Origin of the sequence: Vreelandella massiliensis (genome assembly GCF_900155385.1) — a bacterium.
Classification (GTDB): Bacteria; Pseudomonadota; Gammaproteobacteria; order Pseudomonadales; family Halomonadaceae; genus Vreelandella; species Vreelandella massiliensis.
Map to the genome: position 1 here is coordinate 1,778,400 of NZ_LT699745.1, position 21,940 is coordinate 1,800,339.

A 21,940-nucleotide genomic window follows, 5' to 3' on the forward strand; every position below is an offset into this window, starting at 1 on the left:
TCACTGCTCACCCCCTGATTCACGTTCAGCCGCTAACGCGCTGTCGGATGGCTCAGACACGGCAACAGAGAGCGGTAGGGTCAAGAGTGCCGGGGCGCGTTGATCATTGGCGATACGCATGCCATTGCGGACTTCGCGCCGACCTTGTTCCTCTAGTGGCTGCCAGCGCGCCTCTTCGGCGAGCCAAAGGCCCCCCTCTCGGCCATCGGGGCTCAGATAGTAGAAACCGATACGCCCGATACGGAGAAAATCCACCTCGCGCTCGCCGCTTTCGATCGTCAGGCGACCGCGCCAGGTATCCACCTCACGCCCATAGACGAGCTCCTGACGCCACACGCTCAGCAGTTCGCCGATACGCTCAACGCTCTCAAGCCCCTGACTTTCGGCTGATTCGACGCGCGCCATTCGCTCCTCTTGCAAAAACGGCAGATCTCGCTCGATCCACTGGGTCAACTGACGTGCCATGTCGGCTTCTATTTGCGGTAGTGCCGCCCGTGTTTCTTCCAGCGTATCGAGCGCGTCTGACATACGCTGCTGACGGCTCGCCTGGGCATTCAAACGCTCGGAAAGCGCGCTATTTTCCCGCGTCAACAGCCGCGTTTCGCGCTCGAGCTGGCGCAACTCTTCCAAGGTAGCGCGGGTCTGTTCGTCCGCTGCATCGATCTGCGCCTGCAGCGCCGCTTGCACTTGTTGTGCTTCCACACCCTCAAGGACAATGTCCTCGCTCGCCATTAGAGGTGCGCTGAGTACGCTACAGGCGATAGCCGTGCCCGATAGCGCTACGCAAAGCCTGCTGATCACGTTCACTCTCCGCCCCGATATCAAAGTAAAGAAGATGGCAAAGGCGTGCCGGCGACTAATATTAGTCGCCGGCCATATAATAACGCCTTAGATTCAGTAACGATTTTCGTTTATCGCTACAGAGTACCATTTTCTCAATAAATGACAATATTTATCATTAGCGTCGGTTTGTCATTACTACCCCAAGTGCCCACTAAAAATCCCAATCCTCGTCCTCCGTCGCCACTGCCTTGCCGATCACGTAGCTGGAACCACTGCCGGAGAAGAAGTCGTGGTTCTCGTCGGCGCCCGGGGAGAGCGCGGCCATGATGGTGGCGTCCACGTCCGTGGTGCTCTTGGGGAACAGCGGCTCAAAGCCGAGGTTCATCAAGGCTTTGTTGGCGTTGTAGTGCAGGAATTTCTTCACGTCCTCGGTCAGGCCTACCTCGTCATAGAGCGACTCGGTGTACTTGGCCTCGTTGTCGTAAAGCTCGAACATCAGTTCAAAGGCGAACTTTTTGACTCGCTCTTGAACAGCAGCAGGCTGTTTGTTGTAGCGCTGCTGGAACTTGTAGCCGACGTAGTAGCCATGCACCGCCTCATCGCGGATGATCAACCGGATCAGGTCGGCGGTGTTGGTGAGCTTGGCGTGGCTCGACCAGTACATGGGCAAGTAGAAGCCGGAGTAGAACAGGAAGCTCTCCAGAAACACGCTGGCCACTTGCTGCTTCATCACCCCAATATCGCTTAACTCCTCAGCGGGTGCCTTCCGGTACCTATCTACTATTAGGTTGGCTTTCTTCTGCAGCATGGGGTTCTCTTCACTCCAGCGGAAGGCGTCATCGACCTCCCGGGTGGAGCAGAGTGTGGAGAAGATCGAGCTGTACGACCGGGCGTGAACCGACTCCATGAAGGCGATGTTGGTGTAGACCGCCTCTTCGTGAGGCGTCACTGCTGACGCCATGAGAGTAGGGGCACCTACGGTGCCCTGGATGGTGTCGAGCAGGGTCAGCCCGGTGAACACGCGGATCGTGAGCTGTTTTTCGGCCGCGGTCAGGGTCTGCCAAGACGGGATGTCGTTGGACAGCGGCACCTTCTCGGGCAGCCAGAAGTTGCTGGTCAGGCGGTTCCATACCTCCAGGTCCTTGTCGTCCTGAAGGCGGTTCCAGTTGATGGCGTTAACTCTTGATAACATGGTGACTCCTTACAAACTGCACGACACGCAGCCTTCGACTTCGGTACCGTCCAGCGCACTCTGGCGCAGGCGGATGTAGTAGAGCGTCTTGATGCCCTTCTTCCAGGCGTAAATCTGCGCCTTGTTGATGTCCCGGGTGGTGGCGGTATCGGGGAAGAACAGCGTCAGCGAGAGACCTTGGTCGACATGCTGCGTGGCCGCGGCGTAGGTGTCGATGATCTTCTCGGGGCCGATCTCGTAGGCGTCCTTGAAGAACTCGGCGTTCTCGTCGTTAAGGAACGGTGCCGGGTAATAAACGCGACCGAGCTTGCCCTCCTTGCGGACCTCAATCTTGGCAGCAACCGGGTGGATACTGGCCGTGGCGTTGTTGATGTAGCTGATCGAGCCGGTGGGCGGCACGGCCTGGAGGTAGCGGTTGTAGAGTCCGTAGGCCATGACGTCACTCTTCAACACTTCCCAATCACGCTTCGTTGGCAGTGTGACGCCGCAATTCTCTAGTAGATTCCGCACTTGCTTTGTCCTGGGCATCCACGTCCAATCAATGTACTTGTCGAAGTAGCTACCATCGGCGTAGGCCGAGGTCTCAAACCCCTCAAAGGGCTTACCCCTCTCCCTAGCGAGGTTTTTAGATGCCACCAGCGCCCAGAACGTGATGCAGTAGAAATACATATTAGTGAAGTCGATGCCTTCCTCACTGCCGTACTCGATGTGCTCGCGGGCCAAAAAGCCGTGCAGGTTCATCTGCCCCAGGCCGATGGCGTGCGCCTTGTCGTTGCCGTGGACGATGGACGGGACGCTTTCCAGGCGGCTCATCTCGGACACGGCGGTTAGGCCGCGCACCGCGGTATCCACTACGCCGCTGATATCGCCGCTATCCATCACGTTGGCGATGTTCAGGCTGCCCAGGTTGCAGGAGATGTCCTCGCCGATCTCGTCGACGCTGAGGTCGGGGTGGTAGGTCGTCGGCTTGTTGACCTGCAGGATTTCGGTGCAGAGGTTACTCATGTTGATCCGGCCCTCGATGGGGTTGGCCCGGTTAACGGTGTCCTCGAACATCACATACGGGTAGCCCGACTCGAACTGCAGCTCGGCCACGGTCTGGAAGAATGCCCGGGCGTTGGTCTTCGTCTTGCGGATGCGCGGGTCATCGACCATCTCGTGGTACCTTTCAGTGACCGAGATGTCGCTGAAAGGTACACCGTAGACGCGCTCGACGTCGTAAGGCGAGAACAGATACATATCGTCGTTGTTGCGGGCCAGCTCGAAGGTGATATCGGGAATGGTCACGCCCAGCGACAGCGTCTTGATGCGGATTTTCTCGTCCGCGTTTTCCCGCTTAGTGTCGAGGAAGCGCATGATGTCGGGGTGGTGGGCGTTGAGGTAAACCGCGCCGGCCCCCTGGCGGGCACCCAACTGATTAGCGTAGGAGAAGGAATCCTCCAGCAGCTTCATAATCGGTACGATGCCCGAGGACTGGTTCTCGATCTGCTTGATCGGGGCGCCCACCTCGCGGATGTTTGAGAGCACGAAGGCCACCCCGCCGCCGCGCTTGGAGAGCTGTAGCGCCGAGTTGATCGAGCGACCGATGGACTCCATGTTGTCCTCGATCCGCAGCAGGAAGCAGGAGACGTGCTCGCCGCGCTGCTTCTTGCCGCAGTTGAGGAAGGTGGGCGTGGCCGGCTGGAAGCGGCCGGTGAGCATTTCGTTCACCAGTCTCATGGCCAGTAGTTCGTCGCCCTGTGCCAACGTGAGCGCCACCATGCAAACGCGGTCCTCGAAGCGCTCCAGGTAGCGCCGGCCGTCGAAGGTCTTGAGCGTGTAGCTGGTGTAATACTTGAAGGCGCCGAGGAAGGTCGGGAAGCGGAACTTGTAGGCATACGCCTGCTTGAACAACGCCTTGATAAAGGTGAAGTCGTACTGATCAAGGACGCTTTGCTCGTAGTAACCCTCGGTTACCAAGTAGTCGAGTTTTTCTGCCAGCGAGTGGAAGAACACGGTGTTTTGGTTAACGTGCTGCAGGAAGTATTGGCGGGCAGCTTCCTTGTCCTTGTGCAGTTGCAGCTTACCCTCGTCATCGTAGAGGTTCAGCATGGCGTTAAGAGAGTGGTAGTCGGACACGATCTATCTCCTGTTGAAGGGTGGCGACGTCTTCTGGCGTCCCGAGCAGTTCAAAGCAGTGGAGGAGCGGCACCTGACACTTACGCGCCACGATGTGGGCGCCCAGGCAGTAGGCGGTGCCAAAGTTGGTATTGCCGGCCCCGACCACGCCGCGCAGCAGGCGGCGGTTACGCTCGTCGTTGAGGAAGTGGATCACCGGCTTGGGTACCGCACCCTTCACCTCGCCCCCGCCGTAGGTGGGGAAGATCAGGATGTAGGGGCGGGTAGCGACCGGAGTGGGCTCCCCAGACTCAAACGGGATGCGCTGGGCATCCCGTTGGAGCTTCTCGACCAAGCGCCGGGTGTTACCGGACTTCGTTGAGAAGTAGATGACCTGGGTCATAGGGCTTTGATGCGGTCGGGTTGAAAACCTGACCAATGTTGGTCGCCGGCCACGACAACGGGGAGTTGGCGGTGGCCGAGCTTTTTTAGCTCCTCCCTAGCTGATAGTGTTTCATCCACATTGATAACGGTATAAGAAATATTTTGTTGCTCTAACGCTCGATAGGTCGCTTTGCACTGCACACAAGAAGACGCGCTGTAGACGGTAATAGACATGACTCTCCCCTTGCTTAACGCCACTATTTAAGTGTCGCCAAGGCACAACATGTAGTATTAGACTGAGGTTCAAAACGCTACATACCATATATGTAGTGCTTTAAATTTTCAACAGGTACACTATGTTGTAGGGGATTAATTTTTCTCATCATTCCTGAGAGATGCTTTCAAGCCGGGCCGTGCTGTTTCGAAAAGCAGGAGAAGGTTAGGTAAAAAAAAAGCCGCCTGCATTGGCAGACGGCTTTTTTACCTGGCCATTACGTGTCGTAAGGGCCGTTGTGATTTAAATCACAAGGGAGGGGTTACGCCTTGGCAGCCTGATAGCGACGCTCAACGTCGTCCCAGTCGATCACGTTGAAAAAGGCTTCAACGTAGTCCGGGCGCTTGTTCTGGTACTTCAGGTAGTAGGCATGCTCCCAGACGTCGAGGCCCAGAATCGGCGTGTTGCCGTGCATGATCGGGCTATCTTGGTTAAGCGTGTTCTCAACCACTAGCTTATTTTCAGGGGTGACGGAGAGCCAAGCCCAGCCGCTGCCAAAACGACCCAGCGCTGCTTTCTTGAACGCATCCTTGAACGCATCAAAGCCGCCTAGCTCATCATCAATGGCTTTTGCCACATCGCCATGCGGCTGACCGCCACCCTTGGGCGACATCATCTGCCAGAACATGGAGTGGTTGGCGTGACCGCCTCCGTTATTGATCACGGCTTGACGCTTCTCTTCCGGGACGCGATCCAGGTTCGCAATCAGCTCTTCAACGGGAACGTCTTCAAGCCCTGTGCCTTCCAGTGCGGCGTTCAGGTTGTTGACGTAGGTGTTGTGGTGCTTGGAGTGGTGGATTTCCATTGTCGTCGCATCGATATGCGGCTCAAGTGCATCGTAAGCGTACGGAAGTTCGGGAAGAGTATGTGCCATGTTGATCATCTCCTTGAGTGGCTTATGTTGCGTTTATGCGATCTTGCTACTGTTTTTGCTGCGATCTTATGTCCTCTGCGATCTCTATCGCTAGTGAGTAAGTGCGGTCGCCGCAGCGAGATTTCAACTACCCCGATGAGTTCTCACCGTTTATCCGGGTATTTTAGTCAACTATTGGTACTTTATCGAATTTGTCGCGCAGAAAAAAGCCGGCTTTAGGAGCAAGCCGGCTTTGAAGAGGTTGAATAATTCAATCAGTTACAGCTTGCTTTCAAGCTCGGGCAGCGCCTCGAACAGGTCCGCCACCAAGCCGTAATCCGCGACCTGGAAGATCGGGGCCTCTTCGTCTTTGTTGATCGCCACGATCACCTTGGCGTCTTTCATGCCCGCCAGGTGCTGAATGGCGCCCGAGATGCCCACCGCGATGTAGAGATCGGGGGCCACGATCTTGCCCGTCTGGCCCACCTGCATGTCGTTGGGCACAAAGCCGGCGTCCACCGCCGCGCGCGAGGCGCCAATGGCGGCCCCTAGCTTATCGGCGATGCCGTCGAGCAGCTTGAAGTTTTCGCCGTTGCCCATGCCGCGGCCACCCGAGATCACGACCTTGGCGCCGCCGAGTTCGGGGCGGTCGGATTTGGCCAGCTCTTCGCTGACAAACGTCGACTGAGTATTCTCGACCACCACGTCGACCGCTTCGATGGGCGCACTGCCGCCGCTTTCAACGCCGTCAAAGGCGCTGGGGCGCACGGTGATGACTTTCAGCGTGTCGTCGCTTTTGACCGTGGCGATGGCGTTGCCGGCGTAGATCGGGCGGGCGAAGGTGTCGGCGCTCTCCACGGCAATGATGTCGGAGATCTGGGCGACGTCCTTGAGCGCGGCCAAGCGCGGCATCACGTTCTTGCCCGTGGTGGAGGCCGCCGCCAGCACGTGGGTGTAGTCGCCGGCAAGCTCGGCCAGCAGTTTGCCCAGGGGTTCGGCGAGCTGGTGGGCGTAGACGGCGTTATCGGCCACGCGCACTTTAGTGACGCCGTCGAGGGTTGCCGCGGCGTCGGCGGCGGCTTGGACGTTCTCACCGGCCACGAGGACGTCGATATCCCCGCCGATTGCCTGGGCTGCGGCGATGACATGGGCGGTAGCGCCCGCGAGTTGGCCTTCGTGAAGATCAGCCAGTACCAGAATGCTCATGCGTTACGCTCCTCTCAACGCCCCGTGTTACAGGACTTTGGCTTCGTTTTTGAGTTTGTCGATCAGCTCATCCACGGAGCTCACTTTGATGCCGCCTTTGCGCTCGGCGGGCGGCTCGACCTTGACCAGGCTGACGTGGCTTGCAAAGGAGACACCGAGGTCGTCGGGGGTTTTGACGTCCAGCGGCTTTTTCTTGGCCTTCATGATGTCGGGGAGCTTGGCGTAGCGCGGCTCGTTCAGGCGCAGGTCGGTGGTGATGATGGCAGGCAGCGAGAGCTCAAGGGTCTGAAGACCGCCGTCGATTTCCCGGGTGACGGTGACTTTTTCGCCCTCTACCTTCACCTCGGAGGCGAAGGTGCCCTGCGGCAGGTCGGTGAGCGCGGCGAGCATCTGACCGGTCTGGTTGTTGTCGCTGTCGATCGCCTGTTTGCCCAGGATCACCAGGCCCGGCTGCTCGTCTTCCACCAGTTTGGCGAAGGCCTTGGCCGCGCCCAGCGAGTCGACGCGCTCGTCGGTCTGAACGTGAACGGCGCGATCGGCGCCCAGGGCAAGCGCGGTGCGCAGCTGCTCTTGGGCTTGTTTGGGGCCGATGGTGACCGCCACGATCTCGGTCGCCACGCCCTGTTCTTTCAGGCGGACAGCCTCTTCCACGGCGATTTCGCAGAAGGGGTTCATGGCCATTTTGACGTTGGTGAGATCAACGTCGCTGTTATCCGGCTTGACGCGGATTTTGACGTTGTAGTCGATGACGCGTTTCACCGCGACGAGAATTTTCATCAGCCACCTCTTGCATACGGGTTGTGGGATGGAGCCTGGTTGGGGAGCCTACTTTTGCGACGGGCGCTACACCACGCCTTTTTTCTTGAGCGCTTCGACCTCACTCGCCGACTTTTTCAGCACGCGCTCAAGCACGACAGCCGTATCTTCGCCCAACGTGGGAGGCGCTTTGCGGTATTCGAGCGCCGTTTTTGAATACTTAATCGGGTTGGCCACGCCCTTCACCGGCCCATGAGCGGAATCAAGCGTTACCTGCATGCCGCGCGCCTGTACCTGCGGGTCGTCAAAGACCTGGCCGATATCCTGAATGGGGCCGCAGGGCACGCCAATGTCGTTGAGTAGTACCGTCCACTCTTTGAGTGTACGTGTTTTGGTCACACTCACTAACCGCTCAATCAACGCTACCCGGTGTTTAACCCGGTCAGAATTGGTCGCAAAGCGCGCGTCGTCGGCAAGCTCCCCGTGACCGATGGCCGCGCAGAAACGCTGAAACTGGCCGTTATTGCCAATGGCAATAATGATCTGTTCACCATCGGCGGTGGGAAACGGCTGATACGGCACGAGGTTAGGGTGATAATCGCCGGTGCGCGTCGGCGGTTTGCCGCTGCAAAAGTAGTTCTGCGCTTGATTGGCGAGCCAACTCACTTGGACATCGAGCAGCGCCATATCAATGTGCTGCCCTTCGCCGGTCTGGGTGCGGTGATAAAGGGCACCGAGAATGGCAATGGTCGCGTTCATGCCGGTGGTGAGATCCGCCACCGCCACGCCCACGCGTTTCGGGCCGGCGCCCGGCTCGCCGTCCGCCGCGCCGGTAATGCTCATCAACCCGCCCTGAGCTTGAATAAGATAGTCGTAACCCGCCATTTCGGCCATCGGCCCGGTGTGGCCAAAGCCCGTGATCGAGCAGTAGATCAAGCCGGGATTGAGCGCCGAGAGCGTAGCGTAGTCAAGGCCCTTTTTTTTCAGGCCGCCGCTTTTGAAGTTCTCGACCAGAATATCGCATTGAGTGGCGATCTCGCGGATAAGCGCCTGCCCTTCCGGTTGACTGATGTCCACCGTCAGTGAGTGCTTACCGCGGTTAGCAGCGAGGTAATACGCGGACTCTCGTGTCTCGCTGCCATCATCGGTCTGGAACCAAGGCGGCCCCCATTGGCGCGTATCATCGCCGCTGCCGGGCCGCTCAATCTTGATTACCTCAGCCCCCATATCCGCCAGAATCTGGGTACTCCAGGGCCCCGCCAACACGCGGCTAAGGTCAAGTACGCGCAACCCTTGTAAAGGACCTGCCATGCTTCACTCCTGCGCTGAGAACGTAACAAAAAGGTGAAAGAATCAGAAAAAGGCTTGGAGACCGGTTTGCGCCCGCCCCAGAATCAGCGCATGAATATCGTGCGTGCCTTCGTAAGTATTCACCGACTCCAAATTCACCATGTGGCGGATCACACCATACTCATCCGACACGCCGTTGCCGCCGTGCATATCGCGTGAAACACGGGCGATATCCAGCGCCTTACCGCAGTTATTACGCTTGATCAGTGAAATCATTTCCGGCGCCCAGTTGCCGCCATCGAGCAGTCGCCCTACCTGAAGCGCGCTCTGCAGCCCCAAGGTGATTTCGGTCTGCATGTCGGCGAGCTTTTTCTGGATTAGCTGGTTCGCGGCGAGCGGTCGACCGAACTGCTTACGATCCAGCGTGTATTGACGCGCGGCGTGCCAGCAGTACTCCGCGGCGCCCATCGCGCCCCAGGCGATGCCGTAGCGCGCTTTGTTCAAGCAGCCAAATGGACCCTTGAGACCACTAACATTGGGCAAGAGGTTCTCTTCGGGCACGAAGGCATTATCCAGCACGATTTCACCGGTGATCGACGCGCGCAAAGAGACCTTGCCGTCGATTTTCGGCGCGCTGAAGCCCTCGGTGCCGCGCTCTACAATAAAGCCTTTGATCTGATTACCGTGGGCGGCGGACTTGGCCCATACCACCGCGAGGTCGGCGATCGGGCTGTTGGTGATCCAGATCTTGGCGCCGGTGAGGCGATAGCCCCCGTCCACTTTATCGGCACGCGTGACCATCGAGCCAGGATCCGACCCGTGGTCGGGTTCGGTGAGGCCGAAGCAGCCGACCCACTCACCGCTGGCAAGCTTGGGCAAGTACTTCTGCTTCTGCTCTTCGGAGCCATAGGCTTCGATGGGGTACATCACCAGCGACGACTGTACGCTCATGGCCGAGCGATAGCCGGAGTCAACCCGCTCAACCTCACGCGCAATCAGGCCGTAGGCCACGTGATTAACGCCCGCACCGCCGTACTCCGGCGACACCGTCGCCCCCAACAGGCCGAGTTCGCCCATTTCCGACATGATCTCCCGGTCGAAGCGCTCTTCACGAAACGCTGACAAGACCCGCGGCTGCAGGTTTTCTTGGCAGTAATCAAAGGCGGCGTCACGAATCTGACGCTCTTCGTCGGTCAACTGCTGCTCCAGCAGTAGCGGGTCATCCCAATTAAAACGGCTCATCTTAGTAGCTCCTCGGCTGATAGCGGCGATAGGTAGTGCGCCAAGCACCTATGTAGAAAATATCTACATTTTTACAAATCGTCAAAATATTTTTGCGCATCGCCAATAGACACGGCCCCTGCACACGAAGTGCAGGGGCCGGGCGTAGAGGTTTAACCGATGGTGAAAAAATATAAAAGCGAGTTAAGCGCGCGCCTTGATGGCAAGCCACAGTAGACGCAGCGGCGCCAAGGCCAGGAGTAAAAAGCCGACAAGAGTCCAGGCAGGAAGGGAGAGCCCTAACAGGGTGAAGTCGATCTCGGCGCACTCACCGGAGCCGGTGAGCACCATCGCAACGACGTCTTGTAGCGGCAGCATGTCCATCATGTAGTCAAGGTTGGGGCCGCAGCTGGGGACTTCATCGGCGGGCAGTGACTGCAGCCACACATGCCGCCCGGCAACAAAGGCACCGCCCGCCACGGTGATCAAGCTCAACACCCCATAAAAAGCCCGGCCAATGCGTCCAGACGGGTTATGCAGCGCCGCCACCGCCAGCACAATGGCGGTGGCGATCACCCCCACCCGCTGAAAAATACACAGCGGGCAAGGGGCAAGCCCCCCAATATGTTCAAGCGCGAGCGCCACCGCCATCATCAGCACACAAAACGCAAACCCCGCCAGTGCCACGGCGCGTGTGGAAGCGAGCATCAGGAAGACGCCTCGTTGTGCAATGATGTGAGCGCGCGGTTCTCTCGCGCACTGGCAAAGTAGTCCGCCAAAAAGTCACTAAAGCGCTCTTGATCGGCGACTTCAATATCACGCTGCTGTTGGTGCGAGGTTTCCACCAGCTGGTCCAGAAGCGCCTCACGGGCCCGCAGCATGGGCTGATGGCGTAGCTGCTCACCCTGCTCTTTGGCCAAGGTCAGCATCAACTCGCTGAATGAGACCTCGTTTTGCTCAAGGCGCGCCAGGATTTGGGCCGAGGGCGTCAGTGCCGGGTCTTGCAAGCTCGGCGCGAGCGCGGCAATCGCTTCAGCGTGAGGAGCGCCCTCTTCCGTGGCGTCCAGAAGCGTGGCCACTTCGTTCATCTCGGCAAAAATTTGCTCACCCCAAGCCCCCACGCTGGTGGCTTCCCCATCGCGAGTCAGCGTAAGCCTTGGGTCGCGGCCCCGCTCGACGACCAAGCGGCGATTATCGTCCAGGCGATCGCACTCCTCATCGGAGATCCAGGGGCTTTCGCTGAGCAAGCACCACATCAGGAAGGCGTCGATAAAACGAATCTGCGTCTCGGTCACGCCGAGCGGATCGAAGGGATTCAGATCCAGACAGCGTACCTCGATGTACTCCACGCCGCGCGCTTCCAGCGCTTGGCTAGGTGTTTCGTTGTGCTTTGTGACCCGCTTGGGGCGAATATCGCTGTAGTACTCGTTCTCGATCTGCAGAATGTTAGCGTTGAGCTGACGCCAATCGCCGTCGACGTTCACGCCCATCTTTTCGTAATCGGGCCACGGCGAGGAGATCGCATGGCGCAAGGTGTTCACGTAGTTGGACAGCGAATTGAAACAGATCTTCAGCTGCTCCTGCACCTTGTTCTGATAGCCCAGGTCCGACATGCGCAGCGTGGTGGCATAAGGCGCGTAATAGGTTTCGTCATCCAGGGGCTTCAGTTTCTCGGGTACCGTCTCCGGCGCATCACCGCGGGGCAAAAAGCTCTTATCGATGGCCGGCGAGGCGCCGAAAAGATAGAGCAAAAGCCAGCTGTGGCGACGGAAATTGCGAATCAAGCCAAAGTAACGCGTCGAGCGGTAGTCGTTCAGCGATACGCGCTCCTGCCCTTCCAATGTCTGCAGCACCTGCCACATTGAATCCGGCAGCGAGACGTTGTAATGCACGCCGGCAATCGCCTGCATGATACGTCCATAACGCACGTCCAACCCCTTGCGGTAGACGTGCTTCATGGTGCCAATGTTAGAGGTGCCGTAGTCAGCAATCGGCACGCTGTCGTTGCCGCTCAAACGTGCGGGCATACTCGCCGGCCAGATCCACTCATCCTCAAGATAGCGATAGCTGAACGCCTGCAGATCACCCAAAAAAGCCAGCGCTTCACGCGGCTGCGAGTAAACCGGCGTGATGTACTCCAACAGCGCCTCGGAGTAATCGGTGGTGATATGCGGATGGGTCAGCTTGGAGCCGAGCGTTTTCGGGTGCGGGGTTTGGGCGATATGACCTTCTGTATCGACGCGCAACCCCTCTTTCTCAATCCCACGACGCAAACGCCCCAAGCGCCCCTCACGGGCGATGGGGAGCAGGCGCGCCACGTTAGCGGCTAAAAATGGCGGTACAGTGAGAGGTTCAGACAAGGTGAACACTCCTTGTGGAAAAGCCCGCAACAGCGGGCTGGGTGAACTCAGCGATTGTCGCCACGGCGACGCATAAAGCGCAGGATATGGCGCCATTAACGCAACAATCAAGGTAACAGGCTAATCAATTCACGCTATTACGTGCTCACGACTTGCCCTGCCGCGCTTTGAGCAGTGCCGCGCCGAGGGCGCCCACAGGGGCACTATCTTGCGCCGGTTGGGTAGTTTTACGCTTACCGCGACGCGTGTTTTCTTGACCTGATTTCCCCTGACCGGCCTTGCCGTGCCCGGCGTCAGCGCGGGTGTTAGCGCTACCGTTTTGCTGGGCGGATGCTTCGGCATCCGGCTGATCGTCTAAGCGCATGGAGAGCCCCACACGCTTACGCGGGATATCCACGCTCATCACCTTCACGGTGACGATATCCCCGGCTTTGACCACGCTGCGTGGGTCTTCGACAAAGCGATCAGACAGCGCGGAGATATGCACCAAGCCATCCTGATGCACGCCGATATCCACGAAAGCACCGAAATGGGTCACGTTCGTCACGGTGCCTTCGAGCACCATCCCCAGTTTCAGGTCGTTGAGGGTTTCCACTCCCTCGCGGAACTCGGCGGCCTTAAACTCAGGGCGCGGGTCGCGGCCGGGCTTATCCAGCTCGGCGATGATATCGGTCACGGTCGGCACGCCGAAACGCTCGTCGGCAAAATCGGCCGGCTTGAGCGCTTTCAACGCGGCGCTATCGCCAATCAGGCTACGCAGCTCACGCCCGCTCTGTTTGGCAATGCGCTCGGCCAAGGGGTAGGCTTCCGGGTGAACGGCGCTGGCATCCAGCGGATTCTCCGCCTGGGGGATGCGCAAAAAGCCGGCGCACTGCTCGAAGGTTTTCGGCCCCAGCCGGCTGACGTCCAAAAGCGCTTTACGGCTGGCAAAAGCGCCCTTGGCGTTGCGTTGGGCGACGATATTCTCGGCAAGCGTGGTCGAGAGCCCGGCCACCCTCGAAAGCAGCGCGCTAGAGGCGGTGTTCAAATCCACCCCCACGGCGTTCACACAGTCTTCGATCACCGCTTCGAGCGATTTCGATAGCTGCACCTGGGAGACATCGTGCTGGTACTGGCCCACGCCGATCGATTTCGGCTCGATCTTCACCAGCTCCGCGAGTGGGTCCTGCAAACGCCGAGCGATCGATACCGCGCCGCGCACGGTGACATCAAGATCGGGCAGTTCGCGGGAGGCGTACTCGGACGCTGAGTAGACCGATGCCCCGGCCTCCGACACCATGACCTTACTCAGCCGCTGCTCGGGCGCCATGGCTTTCACCAGCTCAGCGGCGAGCTTATCAGTCTCGCGGCTGGCGGTACCGTTACCTACCGCAATCAGCTCGACGTTGTGCTTTTTCACCAAGCGCGCAAGCTCACTGAGTGACTCATCCCAGCGTTTTTGCGGCGCATGGGGGTAAATCGTGGCTTGGTCGACAAACTGACCCGTGGCATCCACCACCGCCACTTTGCAGCCGGTACGCAGTCCCGGGTCGATCGCCAGCGTGACTTTCTGTCCAGCGGGCGCCGCCAACAGCAGGTCTTTCAGGTTCGCGGCAAACACCTCAATGGCGGTGAGTTCGGCCTTTTCACGCAGCTGCCCCAGCAGCTCGGTTTCAAGCGCGGTGTAGAGCTTAACCCGCCATGTCCAGCGCACGACCTCAGAGAGCCATTTATCCGCCGCGCGGCCTTCGTCACGCACCCCCACGTGCCTGGCAATCGCGACCTGGGCGGGATGCACATCGGCTTCATCTTCACCAGGCAAACGAATGGCGAGGCTCAACACGCCCTCGTTGCGGCCGCGAAACATCGCCAGCGCGCGGTGTGAGGGGACTTTGGAGAGTGTCTCGTCGTGCTCGAAGTAGTCAGAGAACTTGGCGCCCTCCTGCGCCTTTCCATCCAGCACGCGAGACGAAAGCTCCCCTTCTTGCCACAGGCGTTCGCGTAGCAGGCCCACCAGCTCCGGGTCTTCGGCGAAACGCTCCATGAGAATCTGCTTGGCGCCATCGAGCGCGGCTTTGGCGTCCTCAATAGCGGGTGTCTCCCCCTCGGCCGGGCGCAGGTAGTTCGCCGCCTCGTTTTCGGGTTCGAGCGTGGGGTCGGCAAGCAGCGCATCCGCCAGCGGCTCCAAGCCGGCTTCACGGGCCATTTGCGCTTTGGTGCGACGTTTTTTCTTAAACGGAAGGTAGAGATCTTCCAGGCGCTGCTTGGTATCTGCCGCGTCGATCTTGCGCGCAAGCTCCGGGCTGAGTTTGCCCTGCTCTTCAATGGCGGCAAGCACCGCACCGCGGCGCTCTTCAAGCTCGCGCAGATAGCGCAAGCGTTCATCAAGTTGGCGCAGTTGTGTGTCATCCAGCGCACCGGTGACTTCTTTACGGTAGCGGGCAATAAAAGGCACCGTAGCACCTTCATCCAGCAACGCCACCGTTGCCGATACCTGTTGCGGGCGAACGCTTAGCTCATCGGCCAAACGGGAGAGAATACGCTGATTGACATCCATATATCGCAACTAACTCATAAAGTCTTTAGTAGAAGCGACAAGGTACCATAATCGCCGCAGGGTCGCTTTACCCAAGAGTGAAAAGCAATATCAGCTCAACGAGCATTAGCGATCGCTCGCTATCCAGGCGCCAAAGCGTTGGCGCAGCTGATGAAGGCGCTCATCGGAAATAGCACCTAACTTACCAATCATCAGTGAGCCATCCAACACGGCAAGCCGGGAAAGTCGAAAGGCACTGGAGACTTTGAGCCCAGAAGCCGAAAAATCTTCCTCGTCAGCCTTCAGCACCCAATCCAAGTGCGGATTAGCCTGGCGCACTTGCGAAGAGACCATGCAAACCAACCAGTCATCCCATGTGTCGTTAAGCTGGCGAAGCAAGAGCACCGGCCGCTTCTTGCTTTGTGCCAGATTGGTGTAGGGAAACGGCCTTAATGCAATCTGCCCAGCCCGCTTCATTGCCAGCGTTCCTGCACGTCGTCGTCAGTATAAAGATCCGGCTCGTTTTCCAGCCCACGCATCGCCTGATCGAGGCTCATCGTTTGAAACTGTTGCTCTGACCAATCAGCGGGTATTTTTCCCGGTGCATTTTCACCATCGCGCTGCTCTAGAAACGTGACAAAGTCCATCACCTCTTGCTGACGAAACGCTGGAAGCCGGCTCACTTTCGCCATTAACTCGTCTAAACGCATAAATTACCTCGTCTCGAAAAGGCTTAATAAACGTCAAGATAGCATAGCTGAGAGTAAAATCTGTCTGACGACTAGGGCGGTAAAAAGCAACCTGGCAATGCGCTATGCCGGAACAAAACGAAGCGCGACACCATTGTTACACCAGCGCAACCCAGTGGGTTCGGGGCCATCACCGAACACATGGCCTTGATGGCCACCACAGCGCGCGCAGTGGTACTCGATTCGCGGCCAGATCATACTGAAGTCAAACTGACTGAGTAAGTGGCCCTCGATATGGGCAAAGAAACTTGGCCAGCCGGTGCCGGAGTCATACTTGGTATCACTGTTAAATAACGGCAAGTCACATCCCGCGCAGCGGTATTCGCCCTTACGCTGCTCATCATTGAGGGGGCTGGAGAACGCCGCCTCGGTGCCGTGCTGACGCAGCACGTAGTACTCTTTTTGCGAGAGCCGTTCGCGCCACTCCTCGTCGCTTAGCGTTATACGCTCTAGCCCCGCAGCCGCTTCGAGCTTAATGCGGGGAAACCCCATGGATACACCTGGCAGCAAAGCCGTTAAACCGGTTAAACCCGACAACCCCAAAAAATGGCGTCGTTTCATCTAAAGCACCTCTAGCACCAAATCGTGAAACTGGCTGGCAATATCAAAACATTCCCTATACAAAAAATGGCCAGCGTATAAAAAACTGCCACATTGGGACTACCATAAGAGCCTTAAGTTCGCATCCAAGACGCACTGTCGAGCTTTGGAAAAATCCACTACTACCTCTTCGGGTCACGTCCAAAAACAAGCGGGGGCAGTGCAATGCACTGCCCCCGCTTGGGCATAACAACATGCGATACGACGTGATCAGGTCAGGCTGGGGCCAGCCTTGATGATGGCATCCGATACACCTTCAAACTTCTTGAAGTTGTCCACGAACTTAGTGGTCAGTTCGCGCAGGTTGCGATCATAAGCGTCCTGGTCTTCCCACGTTTCGCGCGGGTTAAGCAGGCTGGAGTCCACACCGGGTACCGCAGTAGGCACCTGCAGGTTCAACCCGTCAATTTGCTGAGTTTCCACGTCGCGCAATACACCGGACTGAATCGCGCTGATAATTGCGCGGGTCGTCGGGATAGAGAAGCGTGAGCCGCCTTCACCGTAGGAACCACCGGTCCAGCCGGTGTTGACCAGATAGACCTGAGCGTCTTTCTGCTCGACGCGCTTGATCAGCAGATCCGCGTACTCGCGCGCCGGGCGTGGGAAGAACGGCGCCCCAAAGCAGGTAGAGAAGGTGGCGGCTAATCCGTCGGAGGAACCCATTTCCGTTGAGCCGACCTTGGCGGTATAACCAGAAAGGAAGTGATACGCCGCGGCTTCTTTGGAAAGCACTGATACCGGAGGCAGAACGCCTGACATATCGCAGGTCAAAAAGACGATCGCATTCGGCTCGCCGGCGCGGTTTTCCGGCACACGCTTGTCGATGTGCTCAAGCGGGTAAGCGGCGCGCGAGTTCTGGGTCAGGCTGTCGTCGGCATAGTCCGGCTCGCGGCGATCGTCGAGCACGACGTTTTCTAGCACAGTGCCAAACTTGATGGCGTTCCAGATAACCGGCTCGTTTTTCTCGGAGAGGTCAATGCACTTGGCGTAGCAGCCGCCTTCCATGTTGAAAACGGTATCGTCACCCCAACCGTGCTCGTCGTCACCAATCAGGTAGCGTGCAGGGTCAGCGGAAAGCGTGGTTTTACCGGTACCGGAGAGGCCGAAGAAGAGGCACGTTTCACCGTCTTCGCCGACGTTGGCCGAGCAGTGCATCGGCAGTACGTCGGATTCCGGAAGCAGATAGTTCTGCACCGAGAACATGGCTTTTTTCATTTCACCGGCGTAGCGCATGCCGGCAATCAGCACTCTCTTTTCGGCGAAGTTAATGATGACGCACCCTTCAGAGTTGGTGCCATCACGGTTAGGTTCGCACTCAAAATGCGGCGCATTGAGAATTTGCCACGCCTCTTTGGTGCTCGGGTTATACACCTCCGGGCGGACAAACATGGTACGGCCAAACAGATTGTGCCATGCAGTTTCGGTGGTGACCCGTACCGGCAAATAGTGAACTGGGTCGCTGCCTACGTGCAGCTCAGAGACAAAGTTGTCACCACTTTCCAAGTAATCGCTAACGCGCGCCCAGAGTGCGCCGAACTTTTCGGCATCAAACGGACGATTCACACTACCCCAATCGATGCTATCGCGGGTCGACGGCTCGTCGACGATGAAGCGATCTTTCGGTGAGCGGCCGGTGCGCTCGCCGGTGTTCACCACCAGAGCACCGTTGGCCGACAGACGGCCTTCACCACGGGCCACGGCGCGCTCAATCAATTCGGCGCTGGTCAGGTTCACGTGGGCTTGTGGGGCAGCTTGAGTCGTGGTCATGTCGATTCCTGGGCCTTTTGGCCAATTATCTCATTTACCCGGCGTCACCGACGCCTGAAAAAATCATCCCTGCCGCACGGTTGGGCGGTCAGGCGCGCTAAAAACGGGCGCATTATGACAAAAAGAAAGCCCCCGGGAAATGGGGGCTTAAGGCAAATATTTTGTAGTTAAACTACAACAGAACCACTACATTTTGTGTTGCACTGCAGAACAACCATAAAACGGTCGTTCATTCGTGACATGAATCTTATTGATTCTTCGGCTTCTTATGTTAAGCAGGGTATATACCCTGCGTTTTGACGCAGACTACAACATCAGTGAATCGTCGGCGCAGCGGCATCCGGGTCCACCAAAAGTGTTTCTATTTCTGCCGCCGTGTAGTGGTATTCGGAGTGGCAAAAATGGCACTGGGTTTCAATACTGCCCTGCTCGGCGAGGATATCGCGTAGCTCCTCGGCGCCTAAGGTTAAAAGGGCCTTGCTCATCCGCTCGCGTGAGCAGGTGCAGCCAAACGCGAGCGCTTTGGGTTCGAAAACGCGCACTGTCTCTTCGTGATAGAGCCGATAGAGCACATCGCGCTGCTCCAAACCCAGAAGCTCTTCTTGCTTAATGGTGTCGGCCAGCTGAACGCTTCGCTCCCAGGCATCAACATCTTGGTTTTGCGCCTCATGGGGCAGGCGTTGAAGCAATAGCCCTCCGGCGCGTTTGCCATCGGCCGCGAGCCACAGCCGCGTGGGCAGCTGTTCCGACTGACCGAAGTAGGCTTCTAAACAGCCTGCCAGCGAGTCATGATCCAGCGCCACAATACCCTGATAACGGTGCCCCTCTTTGGGGTCGAGCGTGATCACGATCTGACCGTCACCCACTAGCTCGCGAAAACCGGCGGCATCACTCGGCAGGGCGGCATCTTCAGCCACACGCGCAATCGCCCGCAGTTCACCGCCGGGGTTGGATTCCGCCATCAACAGCGAGAGCGCCCCCTGGCCGCGCACCTCAATGCTTAGCGTGCCATCGAGCTTAACGGTATCGGTCAACAGCGCCACGGCAGCCAATAATTCACCCAGCAGCGCGTTTACCGCAGGCGGGTAAGCGTGACGCTCCAGTACTTCTTGATAGGCGCGTTCAAGCGTTACGATCTCACCGCGCACATTGGTTTGGTCAAACAAAAATCGTTGAATCTGATCGGTCATTGCTGTCTCGCTTAATGTACGCTTACTCGCCTTGGTTGCGTTGGAAGCGCTGAATTTCGCGGCGCTGCTTTTTATCCGGACGCTTTAGCGGGTGCTGCATCACTTGATTGGTCAACCGACGTGCTTCAGCTTCACGCTCACGGCGCTCGCGGCTCTCTTCGGTTTCAGCGTAAAGCGTACGCGCTTCCGGGGCGCCGCGACGCTGATCGGAAAGGCGCGTCACCTCGACGTCATAAACATCCCAGCCCTGAGGTACGCGGATAATCGCGCCTACCTCGACGTTTTTGCTGGTTTTAACCCGAGCACCGTCATAGTGGACTTTGCCGCCTTCAATCGCCTTTTTCGCCAGCGCCCGGGTCTTGAAAAAACGCGCGGCCCAAAGCCATTTATCTAACCGTACAGTGTCACTCATCTAGGCGTCTCCAGGGGCATATCGCTGGGCATAAGCTGGGCAAAACGGTCCAAAGCGATAAAAGCCTGCAGCTCTTTCTCCGGTCGCTGGCTATCGGGTTGCTTAATGCCCAGCAGATGCTTAATGCCAAACTCACGAGCACTCTCCAGCACACGCGAATTATCGTCAATAAACAGGGTACGCGCCGGGTCAAAGGGCTCGATCTCCTGTAACGCGAACCAAAAAGCCTGCTCCTCTTTTGCCGCCCCTACGTCTTCCGACGAGACGATGGCATCGAGATACGCTTCCAGCCCCGTAAGTGGCAGCTTAAGCTCCAGGCTCGCGCGATCCGCGTTAGTCGCCAGCACCACGCGCGGGTGGGCGGTTTTCAGCCAGGTAAGAAAGTCGAGCGCATCGCCGCGCAGACCAATAAGGTGCTGCACCTCTCGCTTGAGGGCGACGATATCCACGCCCAGCTCGCGGCTCCAGTACGCCAAGCTGTACCAGTTGAGCGTCCCTTGTTCACCGATGATGCGGGCTTTCAGCGCTTCTTGCGATGCCTCATCAAGCTGGTGCAGTTCGACGTAGCGACGCGGCAAATGTTCCAACCAGAAGTGGCTATCGAAGTGTAAATCCAATAGCGTGCCGTCCATATCCAACAGCACGGTATCGATGCTTTGCCAGTCGATCATGCGCCACTCCAGTCAGTCGGGGAAAGCGTGCTATTGTAGCGCAATCGCCTTTCTTCAGCACGCTTACACACCCTGACCGACTTGGCCACGGAGGCATCGATGTCATCGTCTGACACCTCATTCCATAACGCGACAACGCATCTACAAAAACCCCAGATTTTAACGCGAGAAAGTGTGGCGAAAAGCCGTCTGTTTCAGGTTGAATCGCTGGATTTACGTTTCTCCAACGGCGAAGAGCGCACCTTTGAACGCCTGACCGGAAGCGACCGCGGTGCCGTGATGATTGTCGCCATGCCGGACCCCGAACACGTGCTACTGATTCGCGAGTACGCCGCTGGGTTTGAAGATTATGTACTGACCCTGCCTAAGGGCTTGGTGGACCCTGGCGAAGATGTCGTTACCGCCGCGAACCGCGAACTCATGGAGGAGTGTGGCTTTGGCGCTCACCGAATTGAGCCGCTGGTCGAGCTTTCGCTTGCGCCCAACTACATGCGCCATCGCATGCAGGTGCTGATGGCCACCGACCTCTACCCTAAACGCTTACCCGGCGACGAACCTGAACCGTTGATCGTTGAGACCCATTCTCTTGAAGAACTCCCCATGCTACTAATGCGCGAAGATTTTCATGAAGCACGCGCGATCGCCGCGCTCTACATCGCGCGTGACAAGCTGCGCACCGAACGCGAGAAAGAGAGCGGATTTATTTGAGCGCAAGGGGAGCAGTCAAAACACAACGGGGCCAGCAGTTGACTGCTGGCCCTTTTGTCAATAAAAGCTAATTACTTCTGAACGCTTGCCTGCCCAATGGTACAAAAGCTCAGAATAGGCACACCTGATAGCAGCCGCTTGTTAACCGCTGAGGCCCAAGTCTTCCCGAATAACCTCTGGATGACGGAAAGCAATCTCGATGAGCGCTTTTGCAGGTCCAGAAGGTTTGCGACGACCCTGCTCCCACTCTTGCAAAGTCCGTGGTGAAATATGCAGCACTTCCGCAAATTCCCTTTGTGTCAGGCCAGTTTTACCGCGTGCCTTTGCCACCTCATTAGGTTCCACCCGAGTGACTCGTGCGGCCTGGCCCGCTTTCATTTCTTTGACTGATTGGAGCAGCTTGTTACCAAGCTCCTCGGCGCTAAGGGTGTCTTCACTCATTTGCCAAAACCTCACGAACTGACTTAAGGATATGCGCAGGTATGTTGTCCTTGACGGCTTTTTTGTAGATCACCAACAACCAGATCTCACCATTTGCCAGTCTAGTGAAGTAGATGACTCTCACTCCACCACGCTTCCCTGAGCCTGCTATCGACCAACGAACTTTTCTGCATCCGCCACTACCTGGAATGGGATCACCAATTTCCGGATTGGCTGCCAGCCAGGCAAAGAAAGCGCTTCGCTCTTCCTCAGCCCAAATCTTTCTGGCATCGGCTTCAAAGGTAGGGGTTTCGATGATGGTCAACATGACAATCAATATACGTCAATGACGGATCATTGCAAGCTAAAAATCAATCCCAAAAAAACAGCCCGGCGGTCAACTGCTGGCACCGTCTCCATGAATAGTGGCGATGGATAACAGAGTCAATTAGGTATCTCGACACGATTAACCTGTCGCCCGCGGCGAAGTGG

Annotated in this window: 23 protein-coding genes; 1 reads left to right on the forward strand and 22 read right to left on the reverse strand. The window is 57.7% G+C overall.

The features are described 5' to 3' along the window. From BQ9846_RS12985 to yrfG, 20 genes are all read right to left on the reverse strand, one after another. Positions 1-801 carry a DUF3450 domain-containing protein gene (locus tag BQ9846_RS12985; RefSeq protein WP_075881373.1) on the reverse strand — a complete coding sequence of 267 codons (801 nt, stop codon included), beginning with the start codon at positions 799-801 and terminating at the stop codon, positions 1-3. Between the two features lie 193 nt (positions 802-994). Further along, positions 995-1,975, reverse strand: a complete 981-nt coding sequence (nrdF, locus tag BQ9846_RS12990; RefSeq protein WP_075881374.1) for a class 1b ribonucleoside-diphosphate reductase subunit beta — start codon at positions 1,973-1,975, stop codon at positions 995-997. A 9-nt stretch (positions 1,976-1,984) separates the two neighbouring features. Further along, positions 1,985-4,066, reverse strand: coding sequence for a class 1b ribonucleoside-diphosphate reductase subunit alpha (nrdE, locus tag BQ9846_RS12995; protein WP_083651615.1), 2,082 nt, complete (start codon positions 4,064-4,066; stop codon positions 1,985-1,987). Positions 4,067-4,070: 4 nt separating this feature from the next. Then, a complete protein-coding gene (gene nrdI, locus BQ9846_RS13000) occupies positions 4,071-4,475 on the reverse strand; it encodes a class Ib ribonucleoside-diphosphate reductase assembly flavoprotein NrdI (protein WP_075881376.1) in 405 nt (134 codons plus the stop codon). Further along, positions 4,472-4,690 carry a glutaredoxin-like protein NrdH gene (gene nrdH, locus BQ9846_RS13005; RefSeq protein WP_075881377.1) on the reverse strand — a complete coding sequence of 73 codons (219 nt, stop codon included), beginning with the start codon at positions 4,688-4,690 and terminating at the stop codon, positions 4,472-4,474. Before nrdH ends, nrdI begins: the two co-directional genes overlap by 4 nt. A 302-nt stretch (positions 4,691-4,992) precedes the next feature. After that, positions 4,993-5,604 (reverse strand): superoxide dismutase, encoded by a 612-nt coding sequence (locus tag BQ9846_RS13010; RefSeq protein ID WP_075881378.1) that lies wholly within the window; start codon positions 5,602-5,604, stop codon positions 4,993-4,995. A 258-nt stretch (positions 5,605-5,862) separates the two neighbouring features. Next, entirely contained in the window at positions 5,863-6,789 is a 927-nt protein-coding gene (locus BQ9846_RS13015) for an electron transfer flavoprotein subunit alpha/FixB family protein (RefSeq protein WP_075881379.1), read from the reverse strand. A 27-nt stretch (positions 6,790-6,816) separates the two neighbouring features. Beyond that, positions 6,817-7,566: an electron transfer flavoprotein subunit beta/FixA family protein gene (locus BQ9846_RS13020; protein ID WP_075881380.1), complete on the reverse strand. Its 750-nt coding sequence runs from the start codon at positions 7,564-7,566 to the stop codon at positions 6,817-6,819. A gap of 66 nt (positions 7,567-7,632) precedes the next feature. Beyond that, entirely contained in the window at positions 7,633-8,856 is a 1,224-nt protein-coding gene (locus BQ9846_RS13025; RefSeq protein WP_075881381.1) for a CaiB/BaiF CoA transferase family protein, read from the reverse strand. Positions 8,857-8,898: 42 nt separating this feature from the next. Then, on the reverse strand, positions 8,899-10,077 hold the full coding sequence (locus BQ9846_RS13030; RefSeq protein ID WP_075881382.1) for an acyl-CoA dehydrogenase: 1,179 nt from the start codon (positions 10,075-10,077) through the stop codon (positions 8,899-8,901). A 183-nt stretch (positions 10,078-10,260) separates the two neighbouring features. After that, positions 10,261-10,764: a disulfide bond formation protein B gene (locus BQ9846_RS13035; protein WP_422821887.1), complete on the reverse strand. Its 504-nt coding sequence runs from the start codon at positions 10,762-10,764 to the stop codon at positions 10,261-10,263. Continuing rightward, entirely contained in the window at positions 10,764-12,416 is a 1,653-nt protein-coding gene (gshA, locus tag BQ9846_RS13040) for a glutamate--cysteine ligase (RefSeq protein ID WP_075881384.1), read from the reverse strand. The genes BQ9846_RS13035 and gshA overlap by 1 nt, the downstream gene beginning before the upstream one ends. 145 nt (positions 12,417-12,561) lie before the next feature. Next, positions 12,562-14,952, reverse strand: a complete 2,391-nt coding sequence (locus tag BQ9846_RS13045; RefSeq protein WP_075881385.1) for a Tex family protein — start codon at positions 14,950-14,952, stop codon at positions 12,562-12,564. 105 nt (positions 14,953-15,057) lie between these two features. Beyond that, positions 15,058-15,408, reverse strand: coding sequence for a type II toxin-antitoxin system PemK/MazF family toxin (locus BQ9846_RS13050; protein ID WP_075881386.1), 351 nt, complete (start codon positions 15,406-15,408; stop codon positions 15,058-15,060). Beyond that, complete coding sequence (locus tag BQ9846_RS13055) at positions 15,405-15,641, reverse strand: DUF2281 domain-containing protein (RefSeq protein ID WP_075881387.1); 237 nt, start codon at positions 15,639-15,641, stop codon at positions 15,405-15,407. The genes BQ9846_RS13050 and BQ9846_RS13055 overlap by 4 nt, the downstream gene beginning before the upstream one ends. 102 nt (positions 15,642-15,743) lie before the next feature. Next, a complete protein-coding gene (msrB, locus tag BQ9846_RS13060; RefSeq protein ID WP_075881388.1) occupies positions 15,744-16,241 on the reverse strand; it encodes a peptide-methionine (R)-S-oxide reductase MsrB in 498 nt (165 codons plus the stop codon). A gap of 249 nt (positions 16,242-16,490) precedes the next feature. Further along, positions 16,491-18,047, reverse strand: coding sequence for a phosphoenolpyruvate carboxykinase (locus BQ9846_RS13065; RefSeq protein WP_075881389.1), 1,557 nt, complete (start codon positions 18,045-18,047; stop codon positions 16,491-16,493). 314 nt (positions 18,048-18,361) lie between these two features. Continuing rightward, positions 18,362-19,237 (reverse strand): Hsp33 family molecular chaperone HslO, encoded by an 876-nt coding sequence (gene hslO, locus BQ9846_RS13070; protein WP_075881390.1) that lies wholly within the window; start codon positions 19,235-19,237, stop codon positions 18,362-18,364. A gap of 22 nt (positions 19,238-19,259) precedes the next feature. Further along, on the reverse strand, positions 19,260-19,649 hold the full coding sequence (hslR, locus tag BQ9846_RS13075) for a ribosome-associated heat shock protein Hsp15 (RefSeq protein ID WP_075881391.1): 390 nt from the start codon (positions 19,647-19,649) through the stop codon (positions 19,260-19,262). After that, the gene (gene yrfG / locus BQ9846_RS13080; protein WP_075881392.1) at positions 19,646-20,320 is read right to left on the reverse strand and encodes a GMP/IMP nucleotidase; all 675 of its coding nucleotides are present in this window, start codon (positions 20,318-20,320) and stop codon (positions 19,646-19,648) included. The genes hslR and yrfG overlap by 4 nt, the downstream gene beginning before the upstream one ends. Before the next feature lie 99 nt (positions 20,321-20,419). Between yrfG and nudE the strand changes: the two genes are divergently transcribed. After that, positions 20,420-21,028, forward strand: a complete 609-nt coding sequence (gene nudE, locus BQ9846_RS13085; RefSeq protein WP_075881393.1) for an ADP compounds hydrolase NudE — start codon at positions 20,420-20,422, stop codon at positions 21,026-21,028. A gap of 141 nt (positions 21,029-21,169) precedes the next feature. On the opposite strand, the gene BQ9846_RS13090 is transcribed toward nudE, so the two are convergent. Beyond that, on the reverse strand, positions 21,170-21,469 hold the full coding sequence (locus BQ9846_RS13090; protein WP_075881394.1) for a helix-turn-helix domain-containing protein: 300 nt from the start codon (positions 21,467-21,469) through the stop codon (positions 21,170-21,172). Then, entirely contained in the window at positions 21,462-21,776 is a 315-nt protein-coding gene (locus BQ9846_RS13095; RefSeq protein ID WP_075881395.1) for a transcriptional regulator, read from the reverse strand. The genes BQ9846_RS13090 and BQ9846_RS13095 overlap by 8 nt, the downstream gene beginning before the upstream one ends. Positions 21,777-21,940: the final 164 nt, after the last annotated feature.

What these genes read in the sequence shown, in the direction of transcription:
- nrdF (WP_075881374.1), bottom strand. Translation starts at nt 1,975, where the DNA reads ATGTTATCAAGAGTTAACGCCATCAACTGGAACCGCCTTCAGGACGAC.
- nrdE (WP_083651615.1), bottom strand. Translation starts at nt 4,066, where the DNA reads ATGCTGAACCTCTACGATGACGAGGGTAAGCTGCAACTGCACAAGGAC.
- nrdI (WP_075881376.1), bottom strand. Translation starts at nt 4,475, where the DNA reads ATGACCCAGGTCATCTACTTCTCAACGAAGTCCGGTAACACCCGGCGC.
- nrdH (WP_075881377.1), bottom strand. Translation starts at nt 4,690, where the DNA reads ATGTCTATTACCGTCTACAGCGCGTCTTCTTGTGTGCAGTGCAAAGCG.
- BQ9846_RS13010 (WP_075881378.1), bottom strand. Translation starts at nt 5,604, where the DNA reads ATGGCACATACTCTTCCCGAACTTCCGTACGCTTACGATGCACTTGAG.
- BQ9846_RS13015 (WP_075881379.1), bottom strand. Translation starts at nt 6,789, where the DNA reads ATGAGCATTCTGGTACTGGCTGATCTTCACGAAGGCCAACTCGCGGGC.
- BQ9846_RS13020 (WP_075881380.1), bottom strand. Translation starts at nt 7,566, where the DNA reads ATGAAAATTCTCGTCGCGGTGAAACGCGTCATCGACTACAACGTCAAA.
- BQ9846_RS13025 (WP_075881381.1), bottom strand. Translation starts at nt 8,856, where the DNA reads ATGGCAGGTCCTTTACAAGGGTTGCGCGTACTTGACCTTAGCCGCGTG.
- BQ9846_RS13030 (WP_075881382.1), bottom strand. Translation starts at nt 10,077, where the DNA reads ATGAGCCGTTTTAATTGGGATGACCCGCTACTGCTGGAGCAGCAGTTG.
- BQ9846_RS13035 (WP_422821887.1), bottom strand. Translation starts at nt 10,764, where the DNA reads ATGCTCGCTTCCACACGCGCCGTGGCACTGGCGGGGTTTGCGTTTTGT.
- BQ9846_RS13045 (WP_075881385.1), bottom strand. Translation starts at nt 14,952, where the DNA reads ATGGATGTCAATCAGCGTATTCTCTCCCGTTTGGCCGATGAGCTAAGC.
- BQ9846_RS13050 (WP_075881386.1), bottom strand. Translation starts at nt 15,408, where the DNA reads ATGAAGCGGGCTGGGCAGATTGCATTAAGGCCGTTTCCCTACACCAAT.
- BQ9846_RS13055 (WP_075881387.1), bottom strand. Translation starts at nt 15,641, where the DNA reads ATGCGTTTAGACGAGTTAATGGCGAAAGTGAGCCGGCTTCCAGCGTTT.
- msrB (WP_075881388.1), bottom strand. Translation starts at nt 16,241, where the DNA reads ATGAAACGACGCCATTTTTTGGGGTTGTCGGGTTTAACCGGTTTAACG.
- BQ9846_RS13065 (WP_075881389.1), bottom strand. Translation starts at nt 18,047, where the DNA reads ATGACCACGACTCAAGCTGCCCCACAAGCCCACGTGAACCTGACCAGC.
- hslO (WP_075881390.1), bottom strand. Translation starts at nt 19,237, where the DNA reads ATGACCGATCAGATTCAACGATTTTTGTTTGACCAAACCAATGTGCGC.
- hslR (WP_075881391.1), bottom strand. Translation starts at nt 19,649, where the DNA reads ATGAGTGACACTGTACGGTTAGATAAATGGCTTTGGGCCGCGCGTTTT.
- yrfG (WP_075881392.1), bottom strand. Translation starts at nt 20,320, where the DNA reads ATGATCGACTGGCAAAGCATCGATACCGTGCTGTTGGATATGGACGGC.
- nudE (WP_075881393.1), top strand. Translation starts at nt 20,420, where the DNA reads ATGTCATCGTCTGACACCTCATTCCATAACGCGACAACGCATCTACAA.
- BQ9846_RS13090 (WP_075881394.1), bottom strand. Translation starts at nt 21,469, where the DNA reads ATGAGTGAAGACACCCTTAGCGCCGAGGAGCTTGGTAACAAGCTGCTC.
- BQ9846_RS13095 (WP_075881395.1), bottom strand. Translation starts at nt 21,776, where the DNA reads ATGTTGACCATCATCGAAACCCCTACCTTTGAAGCCGATGCCAGAAAG.